Genomic DNA, 24,052 nt, shown 5'->3' with positions numbered 1-24,052 from the left:
CTCGCCCGACGGCGCATCCGCCTACACATAGATGACGCTGCCCCAGCAGACCGCCGCGCCGTCGCTGCGGACCCCGCACGAGTGGTAGTACCCGGCCGACACCGAGGTGAACTCGCCCGACGGCGCATCGGCCCGGCCCTGGCTGTTCTTGCCCCAGCAGACCGCGGTGGCGTCGCTGCGCACCCCGCACGAATGGTAGGCACCGGCCGACACCGAGACGAACTCGCCTGCGGGCGCGTCGGTCTGGCCGTGGTAGTTGTAGCCCCAGCAGACCGCCGTGGCGTCCGTGAGCAGCCCGCACGAATGGAACCCCCCGGCGGAAACCGACACCGAGTCGTACCAGTGCCTCGACGGCGGGCTCGCCTGCCTGTTGCCGTCGTCGCCCCAGCAGACCGTCATGGCGTCGCTGCGCACCCCGCACGAGTGGTATTGCCCGGCGGAAACCGACACGAACTCGCCCGACGGCGAACCCGCCTGCCCGCTCCCCTCGCCCCAGTTGTTGCCCCAGCAGGTCACGGTGCCGTCGCTGCGCAGCCCGCACGAATGCCACAGCCCGGCCGACACCGACGTGAACTCGCCCGCGGGCGCGTCGGTCTCCCCCAAGCCGTTGTTGCCCCAGCAGACCGCCGTGGCGTCGCTGAGCACCCCGCACGAATGCGCCCGCCCGACCGACACCGACGTGAACTCGCCCGCGGGCGCGTCGGTCTGCCCTTCGCTGTTGTCGCCCCAGCAGGTGACCGTGGCGTCGCTGAGCACCCCGCACGAGTGGTACCGCCCGGCGGACACCGAGGTGAACTCGCCCGCGGGCGCGGTGCGCATCGGCGGCACGTCGGCCTGTCCGTGGCTGTTCAAGCCCCAGCAGACCGCTGCGCCGTCGCTGCGCGCCCCGCACGAGTGGTACCCCCCGGCGGACACCGACACGAACTCGCCCGCGGGCGCGTCGGCCCGTCCGTGGTCGTTGTAGCCCCAGCAGGTCACCGTGGCGTCGCTGAGCAGCCCGCACGAGTGGAACTGCCCGGCTGAAACCGAGGTGAACTCGCCTGCGGGCGCGTCGGCCCGTCCGTGGTCGTTGTTGCCCCAGCAGACCGCCGCGCCGTCGCTGAGCACCCCGCACGAATGGTCGTGCCCGGCGGACACCGAGGCGAACTCGCCTGCGGGCGCGTCGGCCCGTCCGTGGTCGTTGTTGCCCCAGCAGACCGCGGTGGCGTCGCTGAGCACCCCGCACGAGTGCCACTTCCCGGCGGACACCGAGGCGAACTCGCCCGACGGCGCGTCTGTCTCCCCGTAGCCGTTGTAGCCCCAGCAGACCGCGGTGGCGTCGCTGAGCACCCCGCACGAGTGGTACCGCCCGGCGGACACCGAGGTGAACTCGCCCGACGGCGCGTCTGTCTCCCCGTAGCCGTTGTAGCCCCAGCAGACCGCGGTGGCGTCGCTGAGCACCCCGCACGAGTGGTATCCCCCGGCAGACACCGAGGTGAACTCGCCCGACGGCGCGTAGGCCTGGAAGTTGTCGTTGTTGCCCCAGCAGACCGCCGTGGCGTCGCTGCGGACCGCGCACGAGTGCCCGTACCCGGCGGCCACTGTGGGCAATGGGGGCGATGGGGTTTGGTCTGGCGGGGTCGTGTCCTCGGTGGCGGGGGTTGCTGGGGGGGTCGAGGCGAACTCGCCTGCGGGCGCGTCGGCCTGGCCGTAGAAGTTGTTGCCCCAGCAGACCGCCGTGGCGTTGCTGCGGACCCCGCACGAGTAGTAGTGCCCGGCGGACACCGCGGTGAACTCGCCTGCGGGCGCGTCTGTCGCTCCGTGGTCGTTGCTGCCCCAGCAGACCGCAGTGGCGTCGCTGAGCAGTCCGCACGAATGCCAGACCCCGGCCGACACCGAGGTGAACTCGCCTGCGGGCGCGTCGGCCCGTCCGCCGCGGTTGTTGCCCCAGCAGACCGCGGTGGCGTCGCTGAGCAGCCCGCATGAGTGGTAGGCACCGGCGGACACCGCGGTGAACTCGCCTGCGGGCGCGTCGGCCCGTCCGCCGCCGTTGTTGCCCCAGCAGACCGCGGTGGCGTCGCTGAGCACCCCGCACGAATGCGCCCGCCCGGCCGACACCGAGGTGAACTCGCCTGCGGGCGCATCGGCCCGTCCGCCGCCGTTGTTGCCCCAGCAGACCGCGGTGGCGTCGCTGAGCACCCCGCACGTGTGGAACCGCCCGGCCGACACCGACGCGAACTCGCCTGCGGGCGCATCGGTTTGCCCGTGGCTGTTGCCGCCCCAGCAGACCGCCGCGGCGTCGCTGCCCAGCCCGCACGCGTGCAGCTCCCCGACCGACACCGCGGTGAACTCGCCTGCGGGCGCGTCGGTCGTCGGGTGGTCGTAGCCGTAGTTGCCCCAGCAGGTCAGCGTCGCGTCGCTGAGCACCCCGCACGAGTGATACCGCCCGGCCGACACCGCGAGCAACGGCGAGGGCAGCGCCGACGCGTCCGCCTCGGGCAGCACCTCGGGCGCCTGGAGCACCGGCGAGGTCTGCGCCGACACCGAAGCGGGCAGCACAAGCGGGGTCAAGACCAGCACAGCGAACAGTGCCCCGACCAGCCGCCGGGACAGCTGCGACCCCTTCCTAGACGACGCCCTCACAGCCCGTCTGCGCCGCAGTGCACACAAACGGAGGGGGGGGGGGGGATCAGACATCAAGAACTAGCTCCAAAACGACTTGCGGGCCCGCACAGACACCGCCCGCCACCCAGCCGAACAGCACCAGACACGAACCGACAATGGCGGCTGACCACCGGACACTACAACGCTCATGAACGACACGCCAACAACCCATGAAACGCATGCAACCGCTCCCCAAGGCTCGCCGGGGCAGCGAGCCCCCAACCCCAAAGAGCCCCCAAGCAACGACGCGGCCAGCCCCCAAGCCCGCCCCGCTGCGGGTCTAGCAACTCGGTGCAACCCGTGATGCGCAAGCCGGTGCCCGGGGCGGGATTCGAACCCGCACGCCCGCGAGGGCAGAGGATTTTGAGTCCCCCGTGTCTGCCGTTTCACCACCCGGGCTACGGGTTGCCCAGCGTACTCAGCGACGCGGTCGCCCTTGCGCCGGATCGCCACCTACCCTTTGCGCTGAACCCCGATGAATGTTCACCGCGTCGTTGCCCGGGCACGCGCCCGTCTCGCTGCACCGGCGTTCCCGAGGAGGCCGAGTGCTCGCATTCACATTTCCGGGTCAGGGCTCTCAGCAGCCCGGCATGGGTGAGCCCTGGACTTCGCACGAGTCGTGGGAGCTAGTCGAAGAATCATCTGACGCCTGCGGACGCGATGTCGCGACGCTGTTATGCGAGGCCGACGCCGACGAGTTGCGCCATACCCGCAATTCGCAGCTCTCCACCTTCGTGCTGTCGATGGTCGTGCTCGATGCAGTCGAGCGCACCGGTGCGACCTTGTCGTTCGCCGCAGGGCACTCGCTCGGCGAGTACAGCGCGCTGACCGCGACCGGCGCCTTGGCCTATGACGATGCCGTGCGACTCGTCGCCGAACGCGGCGAGGCCATGCAGGTTGCCGCCGATGAGCAGGAAGGAACGATGGCGGCGGTGCTCGGTCTCGACGACAACCTGGTGGCGGAGGCGTGCGAGGCGACCCCGGGCGACGTCTGGGTCGCGAACTACAACGCTCCGGGACAAGTCGTCATCGCAGGCTCTCCTGACGCCGTCGCCGTCGCTGGCGACGAAGCGAAATCGTCGGGGGCGAAGCGCCTCATGCAGCTGCCCGTCGGCGGCGCATTCCACACACCGTTCATGCAGCCCGCCCGAGACCGGCTGCGCAAAGCGCTGGCAGAGGTCGAGATCCGCGCTCCGAGCGTGCCGGTGGTGGCCAACGTCGATGCGCGCCCGCGTTCGGATGCCGACGAGTGGCGCACGGTGCTGGCCCAGCAGCTCACGAGCCCGGTGCTGTGGCGGGCCAGCCTCCATGCGTTGGCCGATTTAGGAGTCACGACGTTCGTGGAACTCGGCCCCGGCAAAGTGCTCACCGGCATGACCAAGCGCACGCACAAGGGTGCGAGCGTGCTGTCGGTCAGTGCCCCCGCCGAGATCGACGCCTTCATGGAAGCCCTGGCGACTGATGCCCCCGCGGCGCCGACGGTCATGGGGGGCGAGAACCTCTACGTCACCGAGCGACTCATCGTGAGCCCGTGCGCAGGGATCTTCACTCTTGGCGCTGGTGTGAGCGACGGCCAGCAGATCCGCGTCGGCGATGTGATCGGGCACGTGGCCGAGGAGGAAGTTCGCTCTGCATTCGCGGGTACTGTCATGGGGATCATGGCCGTCGAAGGTGAGCGAGTCACCGCACGACAAGCCGTCGCATGGCTGCGAACGGCAGACGGCACCTGAAGGGGAGGCCACAGATGACGCTCACCTCGGGCAGCGCCTCGAGCGCGCGCATCGTCGGAATCGGCACGGCACTCGGAGAGCGCGTCCTGTCCAACGACGACCTGGCAGAGATGGTCGACACTTCCAATGAGTGGATCCTCGAGCGCACCGGCATCAAGCAACGGAACATCGGCGGAACGACTGCCGGCTTGGCGGCGCGAGCAGGCGCAGCGGCGATGGAGGTCGCCGGCGTCGATCCTTCCGGCATCGACATGCTCATCCTGGCGACCACCACACCGGACCGCTGCGTTCCGGCGTCGTCGTCGAGAGTGCAGGAGGCTCTCGGCCTCGACTGCGGCGCAATGGACGTCAACGCCGCGTGCTCGGGCTTCGTGTACTCGCTGGTTGCGGGTCACGGCATGATTGCCATGGGTCACGAGCGTGTGCTGGTCATCGGTGCTGAAGTGCTCTCCCGGATCACCGACTGGACTGACCGGGCCACCTGCATTCTCTTCGCCGACGGTTCTGGAGCCGCGGTGCTCGAGCGCAGCGAAGAGGGCTCTGATCTCCTCGGCTGGCATGTCTCCAGCGACGGCTCCATGGAGGAACATCTCTACTGCGAGCACGACGGCTACATCCAGATGGCCGGCCAAGCCGTCTTCAAGAAGGCCGTGCTCGTGATGGAAGAGTCGGCACGCCAGTCGATGAAGCAGGCCGGACTGACGCCCGACAAGATCGACGTGGTCGTTCCGCACCAGGCAAACATCCGCATCGTCGAGACCGCCTGCAAGCGGCTGGGCATTCCCTTTGACAAGGCTGCGATGGTCATCGAGCACACCGGCAACACCTCATCAGCGTCGATACCCCTGGCGCTCGACGACGCCGTGCGCGGCGGGCGGATCAGCGAGGGCGACCACGTACTGCTGGTCGGATTCGGGGCCGGCATGACGTCTGCCTCGGCGTTGCTGCGCTGGTCGGGTGCCCCGGCCCAGGCTTCGTGAGCCAGGAAATTCCCGCACGACCCGGCGACCAGCACCACTTACTCGGCACACGATGAACGCCCCGACAGCGCGCCCCTCAACAGCACGCACGGTGCTCGTCACCGGCGGCAGCCGCGGCATCGGCTTGGCGACAGCGCGGCTGTTCGCCGACGCTGGCCACCATGTCGCTGTCACGAGCCGCACCGAGGCGCCTGACGACGAGCGACTGCTGTGGGTGGCGTGCGACCAGGCCGACAGCGACGCGGTCGACGCCGCCTACCGTGACATCGAAGCAGAGCTGGGACCGGTCGAGGTCTTGGTCGCGAACGCCGGCATTACGCGTGACCAGCTCGTGCTCCGCATGGCCGACGAGGACTTTGCCGCTGTTGTCGACACGAATCTCATAGGCGCGTACAGGATGGCCAAGCGGGCAGCGCGGCCGATGCTGCGGGCGCGTTGGGGACGGCTGATCTTCGTGTCCTCGGTAGTCGGGCTGCTGGGGTCTGCGGGACAGGTCAACTACGCCGCATCCAAGGCTGGCCTCGTGGGGATGGCCCGATCGCTGGCGCGCGAACTTGGCTCGCGTGGCATTACCGCGAATGTCGTTGCCCCCGGGCCGGTCGCCACCGAGATGTTCGGTGCCTTGAACGACGAGCAGCAGGCCGCGATCACCGAGGCTGTTCCGCTGGGCCGAGTGGCAAAGCCGTCCGAGATCGCCGCTGCAGTGGCGTTTCTGGCGTCCGACGACGGCGCCTACATCACCGGGGCCGTAATGCCCGTCGACGGCGGCCTGGGGATGGGTCACTGAACGATGCAGTATGCGAGCAGGACGTTGACCGTCCGCGATCTACACTTCGCACTCGCACGGCCGTCGCGGGATCGTGCGGGTGAGAACCCACACATGAGGGGATCAGCATGAGTGACACGTTGGATCGATTCCGGGACTGCGCCGTCGAGGTGCTGGCCGTGGATCCCGAGCAAGTCACGCCCGAGGCCAGCTTCGCTGACGATCTCGACGCCGACAGCCTGGATCTCGTCGAGTTGGTGATGGCCCTCGAAGAAGAGTTCGACATCAACGTGGACGAGGAAGAGCTGGAAGGCGTGACCACCGTCGCCCACGCGATCCAGCTGGTCGAATCCAAGCTGTGAGCGTCGCCCTGTGAGCTGCACCCAGTGAGCGACAGCCGTCGTGTAGCTGTCGTCGGCCTCGGCGTCATTTCGTGCGCCGGGACCGGCGTGGACGACTTCTGGCAGGGTTTGAACTCCGAGCCGCCAGAGGGCGAACGTCGCGTCACCGACTTCGACCCCGCGATGTACTACGACAACCCCAAGGAGGCGCGGCGGGCTGACCGGTCAACTCAGCTCGCCATGGCATCGGCTGCGCAAGCCGTCGCCGACGCAGGCGACTTGGCATCCGATCCGGCGCGTTGTGGCGTGATCTACGGAACGGGTGTCGGCGGACTGCAAACCTTCGAAGACCAGGTTCTCGTGCTTGACCGCAAGGGTGCACGCCGGGTGTCGCCGTTCATGGTCCCGATGATGATGCCCAACGCTCCCGGTGCTGCGATTTCGATGCGGTATGGCCTGGCTGGCCCCTGCGAGGTTCTGACCACAGCCTGCGCAGCAGGGACTCACGCGGTCGGGTACGCAACGCGGCTGATCCGCGTCGGCGCCGCCGACGTGATCGTGGCCGGCGGCTGCGAATCGGTGATGACTCCCGTGGGCACAGCGGGCTTTGTCAACATGACCGCGCTGTCGACGAGCGGCGTCTCGAGGCCGTTCGACAAGGAACGCGACGGCTTCATGATGGCCGAGGGCGCCGCCACTCTGATCCTCGAGGACTGGGACTCGGCGGTCTCGCGGGGCGCAACCATCCACGGGGAAGTCCTCGGCACCGCTTCGAACGCCGACGCCTACCACATCACTGCACCGGCACCCGGTGGCGCGGGTGCGTTGCGCTGCATGCAACTCGCCATCGAAGATGCCGGATTGACACCAGCCGACATCACCCATGTGAATGCTCACGGAACGTCCACCCCACTGAACGACGCTGCAGAAGCCGAGGCGCTCAACAAGCTGTTCGGCCCGGGCGGGCCGCTGGTGACCTCAACCAAGGGCGTCACGGGCCACGCGCTCGGGGCCGCAGGAGCGTTCGAGGCCGTGGCGGTGCTGATGTCGATGCGACATCGCAAGATCCCGCCGACAGCCGGCTGGACCACACCAGATCCCGAGATCGCGGAGTTCCGCCTGGTGACCGGTCAGGCTGCCGACTGGGAGCCGGGCCCCTCGCTCAGCAACTCGTTCGGTTTCGGCGGCCACAACGGCTGCCTGGTGCTGGGCCCCGCGACCGCCTGAGCCGCAGCGCGGATAGGTGGTGGCTCGGAAAGTTGCTGTCACGCCTTCTGTGCGCAGATTTGCCGTCTGTGGCGGCATTTCTGCGCAAAGTCCAAGCCGTCGGGGCTGCCGGGCATCGCCTCCTATCCGCTAAGGCTTCTATCTGATGGACGAGTCCACCACCGCCGTACTTCAACAGAGCGGCGCGCCGGCCATGGGCATCGGGATGGTACGACACGGCCAGCCGACGAAGTTCCAGGTGCTCGGCAATTGCGTCCGAAACACTGCCGAAGATGTCGCCGTTTCGGACGCTTGGCATCTCGGTTCGTGCACCAAGCTCTTCACCGTCGCACCCTGGGCACGGCGCTCGATTCCGGCTTGGATCCATCGCTCTCGGCCGAAGCCCTCGAAGGCTCCCCGACGACATGTACAGCGACAACCCCCGGGTCTACTCGTCAGCAGGGACGATGCACATGAACCTTCCTGATCTGACCACATTTGTTTCGACTCTCCTCGATTCCGAGCAGAACTTATTGGGAATGGAATCGCGAAATCGGGTGTTGGAACTCGTGTGCTCGCACGAGCCGGCGCCACCCGTCAGCGCTGCGACGCCAGCAAGGAACTCGACACAGACGAAGCGACGAACCGGTCACTACGAGATCGTCGGTTCGAACACTCTGTGGGCATCAGCAGTAGCCATCGATGGGACGCTTCGGCGGGCATCTGTCGTAGTAGCGAACGACGGGCGAGCCCGAGTCGTCGCCGCGGTTTCGCTGCTTGCGCGGCAACTCCTGCAAGGGACACGCCACGCCAGCTGACGTCGGTGCTCAATTCGTCGGCTACAAGCTGTCGTAGGTGGCGGTTTCGATGTCTTCGTACAGCTGGTACGAACGCGCATCCGCGAACGGCACGACCTGGCTGATGTAGCAGCCGGCCACCTGGTTCTGCAGATCGATCCAGAAGAACGAGTTGGCCAGCCCGGCCCACATGAGACCGCCCGCCGGGCGGCCCGTCGGCGCCGTCTCCTCATTGATCTGGAAGGTGAGACCCCAGGACTTCTCGAGTCCAGGGAAGAACTCGGCATCGTTGGAATACGGCGGGATCGCGGTGTGCAGCATCGTGACCCGCAGGTCGCCCATGGCGTTGGAAACCATCTGCTGGTGCGTGTCAGCCGAGACGACCTGGCGGCCATCGAGGCTGCCGCCGCTCAGCATCATCGCCAAGAAGCGGCAGTAGTCGTTGATCGTGGAGTACAAGCCGCCCCCGCCCATTTCCATCTCGGGATCCTGGGGGATCTCGAATGGCATCTCGACCAGCGAGCCGTCCTCGATCCGGGCATGCATGGCCGAGAGTCGCGACCGCATGTCGTCGCTGATGCGAAACGCCGTGTCGGACATGCCAAGCGGTCCGGTGATGTTCTCTGCGAAGTACTCCCCCAGCGACATTCCTGACACTGTCTCGACCATTTGGCCGGCGTAGTCGATGCCTGTTCCGTACATCCAGCGTTCGCCCGGATCGAAGAGCAGCGGAATGCTGAGCGTCGACTTCTGGCACTCGGTGATGCCGGGCGTGCCCGTGGCTTCCTGGTACTGGCCGAGCTCTGCGCTCCAGATGTCGTAGCCCATGCCGGCGGTGTGGGTCAGCAGCTGTCGCAGCGTGATGTCGCCATTGCGGGCCCGGGTGACGGGTGCACCGCTGTCGTCGAACCCGGTGAGCACATCGAGCTCGTCCAGCAACGGCAGCGTTGCCGCCGCCGGGCCATCGAGCGAGAGCATCCCTTGTTCGACGAGCTGCATTGCCGCGGTGCCGGTGAGAGCTTTGGTCATCGAGGCGATCCAGCACACCGTGTCGCTGGACATGGCGACGTCGCTGTCAGCACTGCGTGTGCCGGCTGACCCGGAACAGATCTCGCCATCTGGTCCGACGATCTTTGCCACCGCCCCGACGACATCACCATCGGCCACGCCCCGGTCGAGAATCCCCTGAACTGTGTCTGCAAGTGCCATGAGCGTCTCCTTGTCCGCAGCCAGACGTGGCCCGACGCCGGGCGGCCCAGCGTGCGCGACGCTAGTTCGCGCTCCGGACTGCGTGACACCGACGTGACCTCATCTGGCGGCTGAGCGAGACGCGGCCGCGCTGAACGCTGCGCGAGACTCGGCCTCACGCAATCGGACCCAAGGGGACGTCTCATGGCAGAACCACAGCAGCTTCCGCTTACGCAGACCCACATCGTCCATTCCGACCTCATGGACTTCGCTTTCGAGATCACCATGCAAGGCCCGCCGATCGACTGGCCCGAACCGCTGCCGGTCGTGTACCAGACCGATGCCAACTTCGGCATCGGCTTCGCCGCCGACGTCGGCGATTCGATGGGTGGGCTGTTCGGCTGCTACACGCTGTTCAACCGCGGCGGATTCTTCAACCGCTATGTCATCGGCAGCCCGTGGATCTGCTGGGATCACCCGCTGGTGTTCGACTACGAGGCGGCGTATGCCGACGCCAACGACGACCTCGATGCGGTCGTGTACCTAGCTGCAGGCTGAGGCGCTGCTGAACTCGACCGCGGACCGGAGGCGGCGCCGAGCGGACGTCTTGGAACGCGCATGGGTGCTCGTAGCGGGCGCTGCTGTGCTGGCCGCAGCCTGCAGCGCCAGCACCGTGCAGGTGGCCCCGCCGACGACGACGGCCACGGTGGCACCGGTCCCAGCGACGAACGACGCCATGGATGCAGCCGCGAGTCACGGGCAGCCGGCCGCGTCGCCTGTGGCCACGACGATTTCGTCGCCCGCTGGTGAAGCGGCGCCTGCTGCGACAACCACCGCAACACCGTCGACGGCTGAGCCCGACCTGAGATGGACCCTGCTCGCAGGTGGAGACGTGCTGATGGACCGCAGCGAGGCCGCCGGCATCGATCCGTTCGCCGGCATTGAGCCACCGCTGGACACAGCCGACATGGCGGTCGTCAACGTGGAAATGGTCATCAGCGACCGAGGCGAGCCCGCTGACAAGGAGTTCGTCTTCCGGGCGCCGCCGTCCGCCGCCGAGCGCATCGCTGCCGCCGGCGTGGATGTCGCCAACTTGGCGAACAACCATTCCGGCGACTACGGGCCTGATGCGCTCGTCGACACGGTTGACCTGCTCGAGGCCGAAGGGGTGATCGCGCTCGGAGCGGGCGCCACCAGTCCCGACGCCTACCGGCACCGGGTCATCGAGGTGCTCCCGGGCGTGCGAGTGGCGTTCGTCGGTGCCTCAATGGTCGTTCCGCTTGGCTTTCCGGCCACCCAGACGCGCGCCGGCATCGCGTCGGCCTATCAGCGCGACCGAGTGCTCGCAAACGTCCGGGTGGCTGCGGGGGACGCCGACATCGTGATCGCGGTCGTGCACTGGGGCGTCGAGCGGATGACCTGTCCCGATGGGCGGCAGCGCGACTTCGCCTTCGAGCTGCTGCGCAACGGTGCCGATGCCGTGATCGGCCAACACCCTCATGTGCTGCAGCCCGTCGTATTCGGCGACGGGAAGCTGGTGGCCTACTCGCTCGGCAACTTCGTGTGGCACCACCGGTCTGGCATCACCGGCGAGACCGGCGTGCTGCAGATCGACTTCGACGGCGATGAGATCGTGGGCTGGTCGTTCCACCCGCACCTGCTCGACATCAACGGTGCTCCCGTTCCCTCCGCTGAGGGCGGCCGAGTGGACCGGATCAACGACATCATCTCGGGCGACTGCGCCCGCCACCAGCCCCCTCCCATCGCCACTCCCCCAACGCCAGTCAGCGGCGCTGGATGAGGAGTGGGATCTCCTGCGGGTAATGTACTTCTCGATGTACATTTCTGAATTTGCGATAACGGATCACCAATCCATCGCCGAGGCACGGCGCAATCTGTCGACGCTGGTCCGCGAGGCAGAGAGCGGCAAAGCAGTCCAATTGACCCGCAGGGGTGAGCCCGTGGCAGTCCTGATCAGCTGCCGGGCTTTCGAACGGCTCGCTGCCAGCCATCGGAGTTTTGACGAGGCGTATCGGGAATTCGCCGACAGCGCCAGACTCACCGAGCTGGAACTCGACCCTGACGAGCTCTTCGGAGATCTGCGCGACGATGTACCCGGCCGCGACGTGTCGCTGTAGCCGATGCAGTACCTCCTCGACACGAACATCGTCTCAGAACCGTTGCGGCCGCAGCCGAATGCGGAGGTGCTGCGCCGTCTTCGTGAACATGACGGTGAAATCGCGATACCGGCACTGGTCTGGCACGAACTTCGGTTTGGCTGTTGCCGACTTCCCCAATCGCGGCGACGCGAGGTGATCGAGCGCTATGTCGAGGAAGTCGTGCTGGAACGCTTCGAAGTGGTGGATTACGACCGCAGGGCGGCTGACTGGCACGCTCGGGAGCGCGCACGACTGACTGCTGTCGGCACGACGCCGCCTATTGTCGACGGCCAAATCGCGGCCATTGCCGCTGTCAACGGGCTGACCCTCGTGACTGCAAACACGTCGGACTTCGCAGCCTTCGATGACTTAGACATCGAACACTGGATATGAAACCGCCGCCCCAATGTCAGCGATGCGCTCCACTCGCGCGCTCAGCCGAGCACTTCGGCTGCCGCGAGATCGGCGATGCGGTCGGCGTCGTAGCCCAAGAACTCGGTGAGCACCTCGAAGTTGTCCTCGCCCAAGCACGGCCCACCGCGCCATACGACCGGAGGCGTACGTGACATACGCGTCCGGCAGTTCTGCGTCCACATTGTCCCACGATGGCTCTGGGGAACATTGATGTGGTGCTCACGAGCTGTGAGCTGCACGTCGTCGCAGCAGCCCTGCGCGTTATTGACCGGGTAGGCGTCGATGCCGTGGGTCTGGAACGCCTCGGCGGCCTCGACGTTGCTGCACTCGGAGGTCCACGCCGAGATCGCCTCGTCAATCACCGCAGCACGCTCGCGCCGAACGGCCTGGTCCCAGCCAGCGGCCTCGTCACTGTCCAGTCCCACTGCGCCGGCGAGTGCTGGCCACCGGTCGTCGGTACAGGCGATCGCCACCCACTGATCGTCGCCAGCACTCGGGTACACGCCGTGCGGGCTCATGTGCGGATCTTCGTTGCCGCAGCGCTGCGGATCGCGGCCGTTGACCGAGGCATCCAAGATGGCCGGAGCCAGGTAGTGCAGGGCTGCCTCGGTCTGCGACACGTCGATGTAGCAGCCGTCACCGGTGCGGTCCCGGCGCTCGAGGGCGGCCATCAGGGATGCCACGATGACTCGTGGCGCCAAGAAGTCGGTGTACGGGCCATACGGGCCGGCGGGGCCGCGATCGGGCCAACCGGTGATCTCGTAGAAGCCGGCAATGGCCGCTGCCATGAATCCGTAGCCGGCGAGGCTCGAATAGGGCCCGCTCTGGCCCAGCAGCGAACTCGACAGCATGATGATCCGGGGGTTGATCGCCGACAGATCCTCGTAGCCGTAGCCCATGCGCGCAGCCGCTCCCGGCGCCCAGGACTCCGTGGCGATGTCGGCCCAGCGGATCAGATCGGTGACCACCTGGCGGGACTCGGGCTTGCTGAGATCGAGGCTGAGGCTGCGCTTGCCTGCGTTATACACGCCGTAGCCGACGCCGTTGTCGGGGTGCGGATCCTCGTCCACGAACGGGTTGACCGTGCGCATCGTGTCCGGCCGGCTCTCGGTCTCGACCTTCACCACGGTGGCGCCGTAGTCGGCCAGGATGCGCACCGCCGAGGGCGTGGCGATGACCCACGAGAACTCCACCACCTTCAGGCCCGCAAGCGGCAGTGCCGCGCCGCCGGAGACTCTGCCTTCGGAGACGGTGCCATTGGATCCAGCGTCGCCCGATGCGGAGCCGCTGGCCCCAGGACCGCCGGAGGCAGCGACCACGATTGCCGCATGGGGTTGCCGGTCGGTGTCGATCGCGTCGTCGTGGGCTCCGAGCTGTGGCACGACCGGTGTGCGCTCGGGCGCTTCGTCACTGAAGTGCACCAGCGGGCCGCAAAATCGGGCACTTCGCCCATCGTCCAGCTCGGAGTCTCGCCAGAAGTCACGACTGGCGAAGTGCACATTCGTGAGGAGATCACTGACCAACGCTGATGGCGTGATCAGCAGATTCCGGTCGAATGCCGCGGCCCACAATTCCTCGGTTGTCTTGGTTGCGAGGAAGCGGGCGTGAGTCGCGAACGACTTGCCGATAATTTCGGGCGAGCGCTGGCCGCTGAGAACCTCGACTGCGATGGTTTCCCAGTCCACCGCCTGAAGCTCCTCGTCGGCAAAGCCCTCCCCTGCCTCCCACTCCACGAGCCGTCGCGTGAAGGGCGCGAATGCCACGCCCATGAGCGCCACGCAGATGGTGTTGCCGTCAGCGCAGGGGAACATCATCGGAACGTCGATGCCGCCGAGGCTGAGGCCGCCGGCGAGGCGATCGATGGGGTTGGCATTGACCCGTGGCGACATGTTCTGCGGCTGGCCGTGGGTCATCGACTCCATGGCAGAGACATCGACGTGCTGGCCGAGGCCGCTGCGCTGGGCCTCACGGAGTGCAATGAGCGTCGCCGCAGCGGCGTCGCCGGCGGCCTGCAGGAAGCTCTGGGGTACGCCCGAGACTCGCACCGGCGAGCGGTCCTTGTCACCGCTGGCGTGAAGGAACCCGCTGCCGGCAACGGCCGTGAGATCCGAGCCTGCCCAAGTGCTGCGCGGACCGGTCGAGCCGAACGGCGTCACGGACGCATGGACGATGGCGGGATTGACGGCGGCGAGCTCGTCATAGCCGAGACCCAGTGCAGACATGTGGCCGACCGGCGCGTCCTCGATGAGCGAGTCCGCGCCCCTCACCAGCTCCAGCAGTCGCTGCCGACCCTTCGCAGTGCTCAGGTCGGCTGTGACGCTGCGCTTGCCCTGGTTGTAGGCCCAGTGGCCCAGCGAGCGTTCCAGGTCCGGCTCGTCGTCGACAAATGGACCCAGATGGCGGCTGCGCACGCCGCCGGGCGGCTCGACAGCAATCACCTCAGCTCCCAGGCTGGCAAGCAGGTAGCCCGCGAACTGGCTGATTCCCTCGCAGAGATCCAAAACCCGGTAGTGCTGCAACATCGTGTGATTCACCCCTCGTCTGCGCCGGCACGAAGCGCGGCCCGATGCCGATTCTTCCCTGTTCGGGCGATTCATGCGAACCCCCGGCAATCCGAACCGCCCAACGGTGTGCCGAACGGCATGACTACCGGGCTGCAATGGCCCGCCAGGGCAAGGTGCTGCTGCGCTTACGCATCGAGTCATGGGGGCCCATCTCGAAGGGCGGCTTCCCAGCTCGACTCGTCGAGGGCCAATAGCCCTTTAGCCACTGTCGAACGGGCGGTACCGTCGAGGCGATGGCACTTGCCGACAACGACGCGCCGGTGGGACGGCGGCTGTTGAAGGACTTCGCCTTGCGACTGCGTGGGTGCGACGACGAGATGCGGTTGCGAATCGTGCTCCATGAATTCGGATTGGTGTGGGAGGACACGCCGCTCGTCGCCCGCCTGAGACTCGTAGCCGACGAGCCGGGACCGGTAGATGCGCGTTGGGACGCATTCTTGGCCGCTTATGTGGAGCATCGCTGCATGCATGAGGGGATCACCGCCCCTGCATGGGTCTACGACGACGCCCGCTATTTCGACCAGTTTTGGTTTCCCGGCCCCGATCTCGATTTCTTTCGCGTCGAAGCCATCGTCCATTCCCCTGCAGCGTTTGAAGCTCGGCGCGTCTTCCTGCCCGCTCGCGAACTGCTTGTGGTCTGAGATGTCACCTCCTCCACCAGCAGCAATGCTGCCCAGCATTGGGCCATCTGCTCGACGAGGCAGCGGCCTACCGGACTTGGACGACACGGCCCGCAGACCCCCAGGCCCCATCAGCAGTGAGGACGGGCAGTTCGAGACGCTCCCCGAGAGCCATGCAGAGCCGATCCGCGAGCGACAGACCCTCGCCGTGCTGGTAGCGATGCGCGGCCCATTCAGCATCTGCTGCAGTCACGGGCTCGATCCGCAGGTCGTAGCTGAGCAAGAGCGCTCTCGCCAGATCCCAGTCGCCACCTGCGGCGATGATCCGTTGCGCAACCTCGGACCAGTTGGCCGCACCGCAGCAGGGTTCATCGCTCAGCGCGGCGTCGACGGCCTCGGCGCCGTCCTCCCCCTGCATGAACGCCAGCACCGCCGATGCGTCCAGCACAGCGCTCACGCTGCGTCCTCGCGTGCTGCGGAATGCCGGCGTCCCGACAGCAGTTCGGTGACGAGATCCAGCCCGGCCAGATTCCGTCGAACGCGCTCTTTGAGCTGGTCCCGGGTCAGCAGCACCAACCCGTCCTCAGACTCGACCAACACCATGGGGGTGCCCTCGGCGAGACCGGCACGGCGCCGCACCTCCGACGGCACGACGATGCGTCCCCGGTCGCCCATCAGGACAGTGTGTGTGCCACTCATAGGATTAACATACCACTTAACTATCAATAGTGGGACAGCGATTTATGGGACCCACGGCGGCCGTGTCGTCAGAGGCCGTCGTTGTTGTCGACGTCGAGCTGCCGAATCAGTGTCGGAGGCGCTCGGTGCCGGTAGCTGTCCTCGAGCCAGTCGGCCAAGTCGTCGAGATCGACGTCGGCCATCCGGACGAGCACCGCGCCGTAGCCGTCGTAGTGCGGGACCGTGAACAGCACGTCGGGATGGTTCTCCAGCAGGACCGACTTCATCTCCAGCTCGCAGAACACCACCAGCACCTCGGTGTCGTGCACCGAGTCGCGGTTGTGCTCGCGCTCGCCCCACATCCGACAGACGAGCTTCTTGCGAACCTTCAGTGCCGGCGTCCCGTACGACGTGGACTCGGCTACCTCGGGCAGCTCCCCGCCGAGCCGCCGTGCATCCTCGAACGTCGCCATCTCAACGCTGACTGCCTTCTTGCCCGCTGATGCGCACACCGACCCCCTTGAGCGCGTCCAAGGCAGCTTTCGCCTCGGAGGTCACGAACGTGAGACTGCGCGCGCTGAAATCGTCGTCGATGTAGTGGATACGCGCTGCGTACCCGTGACCGTGTCCGTAGACCCGGTCGAGATCGGCTGCCTGAGTGCGCGAAACCAGGATGCGTCCGGGTGATCGGAGCAGCACGTGCTCCGCAGATTGAATCGAAGTGATCGGAATGGAGTGCTTGGGTCGATAGCCGAGCTGCACCGTCACAGCGTCGGGACTGACCTGCAGGACCCTCTCACTCGGCAAGAGGAAACCGATCAGCGCCGCGTAGAACATGAACCAAGCGACGATCAGCACGACCCGTGGGGTGTTGAGATTCACTGCCGATGCCACCCACGTCACAGCAGAGGCCGCGCTGGCCGCCCCAAGAATGTGCAACCCAACGTGGGCCAACCGGCGCACGCCCAGGCCCTGCGACTCAGAGATGATCAGATCGCCATTCGAGCGCCGCTTGAGGCGTGTTCTGGACTTCGACTGAGGATCGGCCTCCATCACTCACCCCTTGACCGAGGCATTCAGCTTGCCACTGTGGGATCTCACGACTCGTCGGGGTCGCCGTGCAGGATGACGATGCCGGTTGCCACGACATCACCCCGCTGGTTGCGCACCTCCACGCCTCGATCGTGCTCCCCGAAACTCACCGGCGACACCGTCAGGTCATCGCCAGGAAAGACCGGTCCGCGCAGCCGAACGTCGAGATTCAGAATCGCATCAGCACCGAACTGCGCGGCCAGCGCATCGAGCGCGATCGCCGTGGTGTGGGAAGCCTGCACCACCACGTCGGGCAGCCCGGCCTTGGCTGCAAACTCGGGGTCGGTGTGCACCGGATTTCCGTCATGCACGCCGTCGACGAAGCTGCGCATCGCCTCGCGGGTGACCGTCGGAGCGGCCGCCGGGGTGAACTCGAAGTCAGTCACGTGCTCGCCTCCCCCGCCGAGCGCTCGTCAACGGCCGCGTCGGAGTCCTCGGAGGAATCCGCCGGCTTGCGTTCGACGAAGACCGTTCGCTGGCGCTGAATCAGCTCCCCGTCGGCGTCGCGGTACTCCGACAGCACAGTTGCGAGATGCAGCGTTCCCTTGTCGATGATGTCCTCCACCGACACCACCACGGACACTTGCTCGCCCAGTCGGAACGAACGGTGCCACTCGAACGACTGGCCGCCGGCGAGGCCTCGCTCCAGGCTGAGCCCGATGGGCCCCACCACCGAATCGCTGCCACCGACGGTCGGACCGAAGAACGGCAGCCGCAGCGCTACCTCGCCTGCGGTGGGCGTTCCGAGCGCATCGACCAGCAGCGCGACTGATTCGGGTTCGACGACCACCTCGGTCTCCACCAACACTTGGCCCAGCGTCTCGAGATTCACGCCGCTACCTCGCTCCGCACGCTCAATTCGAACTCAGCAGATGCCACACCTGAACCAACAGGTCCTCATCGTCGCCGGCAGACGGCGGATCAGAAGCCGGCTGCATGTCCCATCCGTACGGCTTGTTCATGACGTGGATGCGAGGCTCCGGCGATGACTTGTCGCCTCGGTCGAAGGCTCCCACGACGAGCGTGTGGTCGCCCTCGGCAACCCAGAAACACTCCCAGTGCACCGACGACGATGTCTCGATGATCGCGATCTCGGGTGCCGGCCGTGAGACCTTGACCGCGAGCCCTGTAGCTCCAGGATCCATGGCCAGCTAGAGGAACCGGCGGTTCAGCCGGTTCGGCGGCACCTCGATCCCCAGCTCTTCAAGCAGCGGCCTCGTGTCAGCGATGTACTGCCTGCGGAGGTCCGCGTTGTTCTTCTTCCGCAGGCCCCACCGCACGTAGGCGTCGCCGAAATCGGAATCAGACCGTCCGAACATGTCCAACGCCGCCGGCCACCAGACCCCGATCCGCTCGTTCGCCTCCTCCAGGCCCTCGGGCGTCGAGCAGACGAGGCGCAAATTGCGCAGTCCGAGCGTGCAATGAAACAGTTCTTCCTTATGCACGCGTGTGGCGATGTCTGCCAGCGGCTTGTAGGGCACGCCGTCCCATGTTTCGCCGATGTACACGCCGACCCGGTCGATCAGCGCATGGAAGTACGACAGGTCGCAGAACGTGTCCATCGGCAGCCGGAACGCGTACTGCTCGATCGGGCGGTCAACCTTGTCGACTCCCAGTCCGGCCAGGATGTGAGCGTTGATGATCCCGTGCTCGACCTCTTGCTGCATCAGCTTGACCAGGAGCCCTTTGGTCGCTTCGTCGGGCGCGAACCGCAGGCAGCGATCCCACAGTTTGGTCAGCAGGTCGGTGTAATGAGGATTGGTGCTGTTCTCGACGTGGTAGCTCAGCATCCGCACGAGCAGATCAGCGAACTCGGCCGGCATGTCGGGGTCGCCCTCGTCCCAGATTCGCTGCGGTTCGTCTGTTCGTTCCAGCGTTGCCGTGCTCATGTCGCTCCCGCGTCGTCGTGATCTCGGTGGCACATTTTCAGCAGCATCCCAGCAGCATCCGAGAGTACTCAGCCTCAGGTCTGCGCGCCGGTCTCGGTGCCGAGGTACGCGGCACGCACGGCTGGGTCGGCCTGCACCTCGTCGGGGGTGCCGATGCTGATCACCTGGCCCTGATCGAGCACGTATATCCGATCGCTGATGCCGGTGATGAAGTTGAGATCGTGGTCGATCACCAAGACGCCCGCGTCGACCGCCGCAGCCATGTGGCGAATCCGCCGGATCATTTCGGTTGACTCCGCATCGCTCATGCCGCTGGTGGGCTCGTCCAGCAGCAGGAACGCCGGCGCCATGGCTGCAGCGCGAGCCAATTCCAGCCGACGGGCGCTGCCGTAGTCGAGTTCGCGGGCGCGGCGAGCCCTCACCTCCCACAGGCCAGCCTCGGCGAGGAGCGCGTCCACCGGCGGATGGGTCCCCGGCCGGTGCCGGGCTGCCACACGGCTGGCCAGCTCCACGTTCTGGCGCACGGTCAGCGCTCCGAAGAGCCGCAGGTTCTGGAACGTACGCAGGAGACCTGCACGAGCGATCTCATGGCTCGGCTCGGCATTCAGCTCGCGCTCGCCCACCCTGAACCAGCCTTCAGCAGGAACAACTATCCCGGTGATCACGTTGACCAGCGTCGTCTTGCCGGCCCCGTTGGGGCCAATCAATCCGACGACCTCGTCAGGCGCAACGGTAAGGCCTGCGCCGTCGAGGGCACGAAAGCCGCCGAAGTTGACAACAACATCTCCCACCTCGAGGGCTGCACCCTCATGGGCCACCTCGGCGTGCAAGCCCACCGGCGCTACTTCGGCCAGCGGTTCGGGTCGAACCTCGGGCTTACGGCGCTGCCACCGACGCCACAGCCAGGCATCCAGCTCCCAGTCCCCGAGGAGGCCGTCCGACCTGAAGATCATGAAGCCGAGCATGGCCAGGCCCAAGAAGACCGTCTGAAGGTTTTCTCGGAAGATCCAATCCAGCGGTCCAGCGTCCAGGCTGAGTCCGAACACCTCGAAGCCGTCCTGTCCCAAACGCCGGGCCAACTCGCGCCCGACGGTCATCACCGCCACTCCAACGAGCGCTCCGGTGACGCTGTTGCGGCCGCCGACTATGAGCATGGCCAGCGTGAGCAACGTATAGCTGAAGAAGAAATCGTCGGGAAGGATCGAGCCGTTCTCGTACACCCGCAGCGACGACCCGACGCTGACGATCATGACGGAAATGAGCAGCGCCGCTGTCTGCTGCACGAGCGGGTTCACGCCCATGGCGCGTGCAGCCAAGTTGTCTTCGCGGGCCGCCACCGCGAGCTTGCCGCTGCGGCTCTGCCCATAGAGCCGAGCGATGATCAACGCCGCTAGCAGGCAGAGATAGATCGGCAGCTTGCTGTCGAGCGCCGCCCCGACCTTGAACGTGAGACCTGCACGGTTGCCACCAGTCAGGTCAGGCCAGTTGCGAGCCACCTCATGGGTGACGAACAGCAGAGCCAAGGTGATCACCGTGGCCGCGACAGCACCCGATTCCGCGCCCGAGCGCGCCAATCCGATGCCCACCACGAGCGCTACCACCACGGTCACCCCGATGGCCACGGCACCGGCCAGCAACGGGTTCAGCAGCACTTCCTGCAATCCGAATGGGGAATCTGGAATGCGCTTGAGCTTCTCCTCGGGACTGATGGCAAAGATCGCGAAGGCGTAGCCGGCGATCGCGCCGAAGCCGATGTGGCCGAACGACAGCACACCGGTGTTGCCGACGTAGATCTGGATGCCGAGCACGATGATGGCGTCGATCAGCATGACCGTCACCAGACGTTCGGCGGCTCGGGCTTGCAGACTCTGGTAGATGAGGCCACCCGCCACAAACACGGCGAAGAGCACGGCGCATCCCGCGATGGGGAAGCCGATGTCGCGTCCGAAGCGAGGAAACATCAGACCCGCCCAATCAAACCCGCACAGCGTGTGCCACCCGAACGAGGCCCTGCGGTCTGAAGATGAACAGCAGGGCGATCAAACCGAACACCACGCCTTCGGTGAGGCTGGCGATGCTGTCGGGCAGGCGCGAGCGAAGGATCACTTCAGCCAAGCCCAGGACCAATCCCCCGATGACGGCCCCACGCAGACTGCCCAGACCGCCGATCAGTGCGGCCAAGACGCCCTTGAGCATCGGAGTGATGCCAGCGCTGGGGTTGATGCTGCCGGCTCGCATCAGCCAGAAGACCCCGGCAATGCCGGCCAGCAGACCCGACAGGGCGAATGCGCCCCGGATGACGGTGTCGGAACGCACGCCCATCAGCCGGGCAGTATCGAAGTCGGCTGCGGCGGCACGCAGCGACAGCCCGAACATGGTTCGCTGCAGCAGCAGGGTCGTGCCGATCAGCGTCAGCACGGTCACAACGATGACGACGGTGTCGTACACCTCGATCCGCAGCGGACCGACCGAGTAGGTGTTCGTCACCCACGAGGGCCTGTGGAACGGCTTGACCGACGCCGACACGTACAGCAAGAAGATCGCGGAGATGACGAAGTGCACGCCGAAGGAGGTGAGCAGCAGCGTGAAGTCTGAGCTTCCCCGCACCCGTGAGAAAGCGACCCGCTCAATCACCAACGAGGTCAACACCGCTCCCACCACGATCAGCGGGGCCACGACGTACCACGACCAGTCGCGTCCCAGGGTCCAGAGCGCGATGTAGCCCCCGACGGTGATGAGTTCACCGTGGGCGAAATTCAGCAGGTGCATGACGCCGAAGACGACGGCAACGCCCAGCGCCAGCAGTGCGTAAATGCTGCCCCGGCCAAGGCCGTCGATGAGGTTCTGCGCCAGCTCGGTCACCCCGTGGGACCCCCGGCACTGCGAGATTCATGCGCGCCTGTGGCGGGCAGCCCCTCATTCGCAGGCATGACATGGCCTACGAAAGTGTCGAACAAATCGTCTTGTTGACTCAGCTCAGCACCGGTGCCCGAGGCCACTACCTCGCCGCTGCGAAGCACATAAGCGCGGTCAGCCACAGCGAGCATCCGTGCTGCGTTTTGCTCCACGACGAGCAGCGTGCGTCCCTGTGCACGAAGCGTGCCAATGAGCTCAAATACGAGGTCGACCAGCAATGGCGCGAGCCCCAGCGAGGGTTCGTCCATCATCAGCAAACGGGGAGCCGACATCAGCGCTCGCCCAATGGCCAGTTGCTGAGCCTCACCCCCCGACAGATAGCCGGCCGAGACATCCCACTTCTCCCTCAGCACCGGAAACCGGTCTGCCATTTCATCCAGCAGTTCTGCGCGCTTCGCCGCTGGCACCGTCACGCCGCCGATTCTCAGGTTCTCCTCCACGGTGAGGTCGGCGAAGATGCGTCGGTGCTCTGGCACGAGCGCCACCCCCGAACGCAACAGCTTCTCTGGCGAGTGGCCAGTGATGTCGTGTCCTTCGAAGGTGACGCAGCCCTCTGCCGGAGACATCAGCCCGGAGATGGTCGACAGCAAGGTGGTCTTGCCCGCGCCGTTGGGCCCGATGAGGCCGACGACTTCACCGGACCCGACGCTCAGGGACGCGCCGCGCAATGCAGCTATCGAGCCGTACCGTGCGGTGAGGCCTTCGACTTCGAGCATTGGAGATCGCGAGGCCGCCGAGGCCGCCGCTTGTACCCGCTCCTGCGGCGCCGAGACGGACCTATTCGATTGTGGCGACGAGTACGTCCTCGCCGTTCACAATGCGATTGATCGGCACCGCCTTTGGCGGGATGCCGTTCGTGCCCTCGTAGGTGATCTCACCCGACAGTCCCTGGAATCCAGAGATCTGCTTGACGGCCTCGCCGATCTCGGCAGTGTCGTCGCAGCCGCAGTCGAGCATCCCCTGGATGCCGATGAACATCGAGTCGACATAGAGCGCCATGAAGCCACGACTGTCGAGCGCCTCGCCTTTGGCGGCCTCGAACGCGGCGAGCATCGAATCGATCCGGTCGCCCGCAGTGATGCTCGTATGCGGCGTATGGGCGATGCCCTCGTTGTTCGCCTCGACCTGGATGCCGGTGGCGTCCAAGGCGTCGGTGCCGATGTAGGTGAGACCGTCGAGACCTTGGCCTTCGAGCTGGCCACGCAGGGCAGTCACCTGGAAGCCCAATGCGGCCGAGAAGACAGCCTCGTTGTTCTCTGAGATCTGAGCGATCTCATTCACTTGGGACGAGAAGTCAGTGTCGACGAACCACACGTAGGTCTGAACGCTCACCACCTCGCCGCCACCGGCTTCGAAGGCGGCGATGAACGCATCGGGGTTGACGCCGGTGTAGGGGATGCCCTCGCCCTCGGTGAACACGATCGCCCGAGTGATGCCCTGGTCGAGCGCCCACTTGGCCGCCGCACCCGACATCTGGTGGTCGTCGAAGGTGACCAGGTACGAGTTGATGGAGGCGTCTGCCAAAGTCGGCTCGGTCGACGCCGCTACGAACAGCGGAACATTGCCGCCTGTGGTCTGCAGGATCGGCAGCGCGAAGTCAGCGAACGGCGGGCCGATGAGGAAGTGTGCGCCCCAGTCCAGCAGGTCTTCGGTAGCGAGCGCAGCGTCGGTGCCGACTTCGGATACACGTACTTCCACCGGCCGGCCGTTGAAGCCGCCGCGACAGTTGGCGAGTTCCGCGACGTACGGCACCACCTTGGAGCCCGGGATGTCGACGAAGCCGACGACATCGCTGAAGTCCATTGCCATGCCGACCCGGATCGCGTCGCCAGTCGGCGTTTCTTCGCAGTTCGCCAGATCGGCGCTCAGAATGTGGTCGACATCGATACTGGTCATCGTGGCGGCGGGCGGCGGCGCATCGGTGGCAGCCGGTGCCTCGGTGGCATCCGGTGCTTCGGTGGCTGCTGGCTCGCTCTCGGTGGTGTCGTCGTCGCTCGCGCATGCAGCGCCGAGCAGCGCGACTACGGCCAGCAAAACCAAGATGCGTCGTTTCATGGTGGGTCCCTCCC

The 24,052-nt window shown here is 66.3% G+C and carries 25 protein-coding genes, 1 tRNA gene and 1 pseudogene; 11 read left to right on the top strand and 16 right to left on the bottom strand.

Annotated elements, in window-relative coordinates:
- Positions 1–21: 21 nt before the first annotated feature.
- Together ACOCMM_RS08955 and ACOCMM_RS08950 are read right to left on the bottom strand one after the other, a co-directional pair.
- Positions 22–2,550 carry an RTX toxin gene (locus tag ACOCMM_RS08955; protein ID WP_419552820.1) on the bottom strand — a complete coding sequence of 843 codons (2,529 nt, stop codon included), beginning with the start codon at positions 2,548–2,550 and terminating at the stop codon, positions 22–24.
- Positions 2,551–2,959: 409 nt separating this feature from the next.
- Positions 2,960–3,042, bottom strand: a tRNA-Leu gene (locus ACOCMM_RS08950).
- A gap of 80 nt (positions 3,043–3,122) precedes the next feature.
- Here ACOCMM_RS08950 and fabD point away from each other — a divergent pair.
- The 5 genes from fabD (at position 3,123) to ACOCMM_RS08925 (ending at position 7,687) form a co-directional block, all read left to right on the top strand.
- Positions 3,123–4,373 carry an ACP S-malonyltransferase gene (fabD, locus tag ACOCMM_RS08945; protein WP_419552819.1) on the top strand — a complete coding sequence of 417 codons (1,251 nt, stop codon included), beginning with the start codon at positions 3,123–3,125 and terminating at the stop codon, positions 4,371–4,373.
- Positions 4,374–4,387: 14 nt separating this feature from the next.
- A complete protein-coding gene (locus ACOCMM_RS08940) occupies positions 4,388–5,353 on the top strand; it encodes a beta-ketoacyl-ACP synthase III (protein ID WP_419552818.1) in 966 nt (321 codons plus the stop codon).
- Positions 5,354–5,405: 52 nt separating this feature from the next.
- Positions 5,406–6,140, top strand: coding sequence for a 3-oxoacyl-ACP reductase FabG (gene fabG / locus ACOCMM_RS08935; RefSeq protein WP_419552817.1), 735 nt, complete (start codon positions 5,406–5,408; stop codon positions 6,138–6,140).
- 107 nt (positions 6,141–6,247) lie between these two features.
- Positions 6,248–6,481, top strand: coding sequence for an acyl carrier protein (gene acpP / locus ACOCMM_RS08930; protein WP_419552816.1), 234 nt, complete (start codon positions 6,248–6,250; stop codon positions 6,479–6,481).
- A gap of 24 nt (positions 6,482–6,505) precedes the next feature.
- A complete protein-coding gene (locus tag ACOCMM_RS08925) occupies positions 6,506–7,687 on the top strand; it encodes a beta-ketoacyl-[acyl-carrier-protein] synthase family protein (RefSeq protein WP_419552815.1) in 1,182 nt (393 codons plus the stop codon).
- 818 nt (positions 7,688–8,505) lie between these two features.
- On the opposite strand, the gene ACOCMM_RS08920 is transcribed toward ACOCMM_RS08925, so the two are convergent.
- The gene (locus ACOCMM_RS08920) at positions 8,506–9,672 is read right to left on the bottom strand and encodes a serine hydrolase domain-containing protein (RefSeq protein ID WP_419552814.1); all 1,167 of its coding nucleotides are present in this window, start codon (positions 9,670–9,672) and stop codon (positions 8,506–8,508) included.
- A gap of 183 nt (positions 9,673–9,855) precedes the next feature.
- On the opposite strand from ACOCMM_RS08920, the gene ACOCMM_RS08915 reads away from it, so the two are divergent.
- From ACOCMM_RS08915 to ACOCMM_RS08900, 4 genes are read left to right on the top strand one after another with little or no spacing between them, the layout of a single operon-like run.
- A complete protein-coding gene (locus tag ACOCMM_RS08915) occupies positions 9,856–10,209 on the top strand; it encodes a hypothetical protein (protein WP_419552813.1) in 354 nt (117 codons plus the stop codon).
- A gap of 49 nt (positions 10,210–10,258) precedes the next feature.
- Positions 10,259–11,452: a CapA family protein gene (locus ACOCMM_RS08910; RefSeq protein ID WP_419552812.1), complete on the top strand. Its 1,194-nt coding sequence runs from the start codon at positions 10,259–10,261 to the stop codon at positions 11,450–11,452.
- A 34-nt stretch (positions 11,453–11,486) separates the two neighbouring features.
- Positions 11,487–11,789 (top strand): type II toxin-antitoxin system Phd/YefM family antitoxin, encoded by a 303-nt coding sequence (locus ACOCMM_RS08905; RefSeq protein WP_419552811.1) that lies wholly within the window; start codon positions 11,487–11,489, stop codon positions 11,787–11,789.
- 3 nt (positions 11,790–11,792) lie between these two features.
- Positions 11,793–12,203, top strand: a complete 411-nt coding sequence (locus ACOCMM_RS08900) for a type II toxin-antitoxin system VapC family toxin (protein WP_419552810.1) — start codon at positions 11,793–11,795, stop codon at positions 12,201–12,203.
- 41 nt (positions 12,204–12,244) lie between these two features.
- On the opposite strand, the gene ACOCMM_RS08895 is transcribed toward ACOCMM_RS08900, so the two are convergent.
- On the bottom strand, positions 12,245–14,758 hold the full coding sequence (locus tag ACOCMM_RS08895; RefSeq protein ID WP_419552809.1) for a CoA transferase: 2,514 nt from the start codon (positions 14,756–14,758) through the stop codon (positions 12,245–12,247).
- A gap of 110 nt (positions 14,759–14,868) precedes the next feature.
- Here ACOCMM_RS08895 and ACOCMM_RS08890 point away from each other — a divergent pair.
- Together ACOCMM_RS08890 and ACOCMM_RS08885 are read left to right on the top strand one after the other, a co-directional pair.
- Positions 14,869–14,982: pseudogene (locus tag ACOCMM_RS08890) on the top strand (PPOX class F420-dependent oxidoreductase); the annotation flags it as partial.
- A gap of 39 nt (positions 14,983–15,021) precedes the next feature.
- Complete coding sequence (locus tag ACOCMM_RS08885) at positions 15,022–15,429, top strand: hypothetical protein (protein ID WP_419552808.1); 408 nt, start codon at positions 15,022–15,024, stop codon at positions 15,427–15,429.
- A gap of 67 nt (positions 15,430–15,496) precedes the next feature.
- Here ACOCMM_RS08885 and ACOCMM_RS08880 read toward each other — a convergent pair whose 3' ends face one another.
- The 12 genes from ACOCMM_RS08880 to ACOCMM_RS08825 all read right to left on the bottom strand — a co-directional run bounded on the left by ACOCMM_RS08880 (position 15,497) and on the right by ACOCMM_RS08825 (position 24,038).
- Complete coding sequence (locus tag ACOCMM_RS08880; protein ID WP_419552807.1) at positions 15,497–15,865, bottom strand: PIN domain-containing protein; 369 nt, start codon at positions 15,863–15,865, stop codon at positions 15,497–15,499.
- Entirely contained in the window at positions 15,862–16,107 is a 246-nt protein-coding gene (locus tag ACOCMM_RS08875) for an AbrB/MazE/SpoVT family DNA-binding domain-containing protein (protein WP_419552806.1), read from the bottom strand. The genes ACOCMM_RS08880 and ACOCMM_RS08875 overlap by 4 nt, the downstream gene beginning before the upstream one ends.
- Positions 16,108–16,175: 68 nt before the next feature.
- Entirely contained in the window at positions 16,176–16,559 is a 384-nt protein-coding gene (locus ACOCMM_RS08870) for an MmcQ/YjbR family DNA-binding protein (RefSeq protein ID WP_419552805.1), read from the bottom strand.
- A gap of 1 nt (position 16,560) precedes the next feature.
- On the bottom strand, positions 16,561–17,139 hold the full coding sequence (locus tag ACOCMM_RS08865) for a hypothetical protein (RefSeq protein ID WP_419552804.1): 579 nt from the start codon (positions 17,137–17,139) through the stop codon (positions 16,561–16,563).
- Positions 17,140–17,183: 44 nt separating this feature from the next.
- Complete coding sequence (locus tag ACOCMM_RS08860; RefSeq protein ID WP_419552803.1) at positions 17,184–17,564, bottom strand: MaoC family dehydratase; 381 nt, start codon at positions 17,562–17,564, stop codon at positions 17,184–17,186.
- Positions 17,561–18,010 carry an FAS1-like dehydratase domain-containing protein gene (locus tag ACOCMM_RS08855; protein WP_419552802.1) on the bottom strand — a complete coding sequence of 150 codons (450 nt, stop codon included), beginning with the start codon at positions 18,008–18,010 and terminating at the stop codon, positions 17,561–17,563. The genes ACOCMM_RS08860 and ACOCMM_RS08855 overlap by 4 nt, the downstream gene beginning before the upstream one ends.
- 22 nt (positions 18,011–18,032) lie before the next feature.
- Positions 18,033–18,323, bottom strand: a complete 291-nt coding sequence (locus tag ACOCMM_RS08850) for a hypothetical protein (protein WP_419552801.1) — start codon at positions 18,321–18,323, stop codon at positions 18,033–18,035.
- 6 nt (positions 18,324–18,329) lie between these two features.
- The gene (locus tag ACOCMM_RS08845) at positions 18,330–19,067 is read right to left on the bottom strand and encodes a Phenylacetic acid catabolic protein (RefSeq protein WP_419552800.1); all 738 of its coding nucleotides are present in this window, start codon (positions 19,065–19,067) and stop codon (positions 18,330–18,332) included.
- A 74-nt stretch (positions 19,068–19,141) separates the two neighbouring features.
- The gene (locus tag ACOCMM_RS08840; RefSeq protein ID WP_419552799.1) at positions 19,142–21,028 is read right to left on the bottom strand and encodes an ATP-binding cassette domain-containing protein; all 1,887 of its coding nucleotides are present in this window, start codon (positions 21,026–21,028) and stop codon (positions 19,142–19,144) included.
- A 13-nt stretch (positions 21,029–21,041) separates the two neighbouring features.
- Positions 21,042–21,929, bottom strand: a complete 888-nt coding sequence (locus ACOCMM_RS08835; RefSeq protein WP_419552798.1) for a branched-chain amino acid ABC transporter permease — start codon at positions 21,927–21,929, stop codon at positions 21,042–21,044.
- Positions 21,926–22,699: an ABC transporter ATP-binding protein gene (locus tag ACOCMM_RS08830; protein WP_419552797.1), complete on the bottom strand. Its 774-nt coding sequence runs from the start codon at positions 22,697–22,699 to the stop codon at positions 21,926–21,928. Before ACOCMM_RS08830 ends, ACOCMM_RS08835 begins: the two co-directional genes overlap by 4 nt.
- Before the next feature lie 61 nt (positions 22,700–22,760).
- Positions 22,761–24,038 carry an ABC transporter substrate-binding protein gene (locus ACOCMM_RS08825; protein ID WP_419552796.1) on the bottom strand — a complete coding sequence of 426 codons (1,278 nt, stop codon included), beginning with the start codon at positions 24,036–24,038 and terminating at the stop codon, positions 22,761–22,763.
- Between the last annotated feature and the right edge of the window lie 14 nt (positions 24,039–24,052).

Source organism: Candidatus Poriferisodalis sp. (assembly GCF_965198245.1).
In the GTDB taxonomy this organism is placed as follows: Bacteria; Actinomycetota; Acidimicrobiia; order Acidimicrobiales; family Poriferisodalaceae; genus Poriferisodalis.
The sequence above is the reverse complement of the archived record's forward strand: the minus strand, read 5'-3'. Positions and strand labels throughout refer to the sequence as shown.

Bases quoted from the DNA above. Each gene is read 5' to 3' on its own strand.
- fabD (WP_419552819.1), top strand. From the start codon at position 3,123: ATGTTCACCGCGTCGTTGCCCGGGCACGCGCCCGTCTCGCTGCACCGG.
- ACOCMM_RS08940 (WP_419552818.1), top strand. From the start codon at position 4,388: ATGACGCTCACCTCGGGCAGCGCCTCGAGCGCGCGCATCGTCGGAATC.
- fabG (WP_419552817.1), top strand. From the start codon at position 5,406: ATGAACGCCCCGACAGCGCGCCCCTCAACAGCACGCACGGTGCTCGTC.
- acpP (WP_419552816.1), top strand. From the start codon at position 6,248: ATGAGTGACACGTTGGATCGATTCCGGGACTGCGCCGTCGAGGTGCTG.
- ACOCMM_RS08920 (WP_419552814.1), bottom strand. From the start codon at position 9,672: ATGGCACTTGCAGACACAGTTCAGGGGATTCTCGACCGGGGCGTGGCC.
- ACOCMM_RS08915 (WP_419552813.1), top strand. From the start codon at position 9,856: ATGGCAGAACCACAGCAGCTTCCGCTTACGCAGACCCACATCGTCCAT.
- ACOCMM_RS08905 (WP_419552811.1), top strand. From the start codon at position 11,487: ATGTACATTTCTGAATTTGCGATAACGGATCACCAATCCATCGCCGAG.
- ACOCMM_RS08900 (WP_419552810.1), top strand. From the start codon at position 11,793: ATGCAGTACCTCCTCGACACGAACATCGTCTCAGAACCGTTGCGGCCG.
- ACOCMM_RS08885 (WP_419552808.1), top strand. From the start codon at position 15,022: ATGGCACTTGCCGACAACGACGCGCCGGTGGGACGGCGGCTGTTGAAG.
- ACOCMM_RS08875 (WP_419552806.1), bottom strand. From the start codon at position 16,107: ATGAGTGGCACACACACTGTCCTGATGGGCGACCGGGGACGCATCGTC.
- ACOCMM_RS08870 (WP_419552805.1), bottom strand. From the start codon at position 16,559: ATGGCGACGTTCGAGGATGCACGGCGGCTCGGCGGGGAGCTGCCCGAG.
- ACOCMM_RS08865 (WP_419552804.1), bottom strand. From the start codon at position 17,139: ATGGAGGCCGATCCTCAGTCGAAGTCCAGAACACGCCTCAAGCGGCGC.
- ACOCMM_RS08850 (WP_419552801.1), bottom strand. From the start codon at position 18,323: ATGGATCCTGGAGCTACAGGGCTCGCGGTCAAGGTCTCACGGCCGGCA.
- ACOCMM_RS08845 (WP_419552800.1), bottom strand. From the start codon at position 19,067: ATGAGCACGGCAACGCTGGAACGAACAGACGAACCGCAGCGAATCTGG.
- ACOCMM_RS08840 (WP_419552799.1), bottom strand. From the start codon at position 21,028: ATGTTTCCTCGCTTCGGACGCGACATCGGCTTCCCCATCGCGGGATGC.
- ACOCMM_RS08830 (WP_419552797.1), bottom strand. From the start codon at position 22,699: ATGCTCGAAGTCGAAGGCCTCACCGCACGGTACGGCTCGATAGCTGCA.
- ACOCMM_RS08825 (WP_419552796.1), bottom strand. From the start codon at position 24,038: ATGAAACGACGCATCTTGGTTTTGCTGGCCGTAGTCGCGCTGCTCGGC.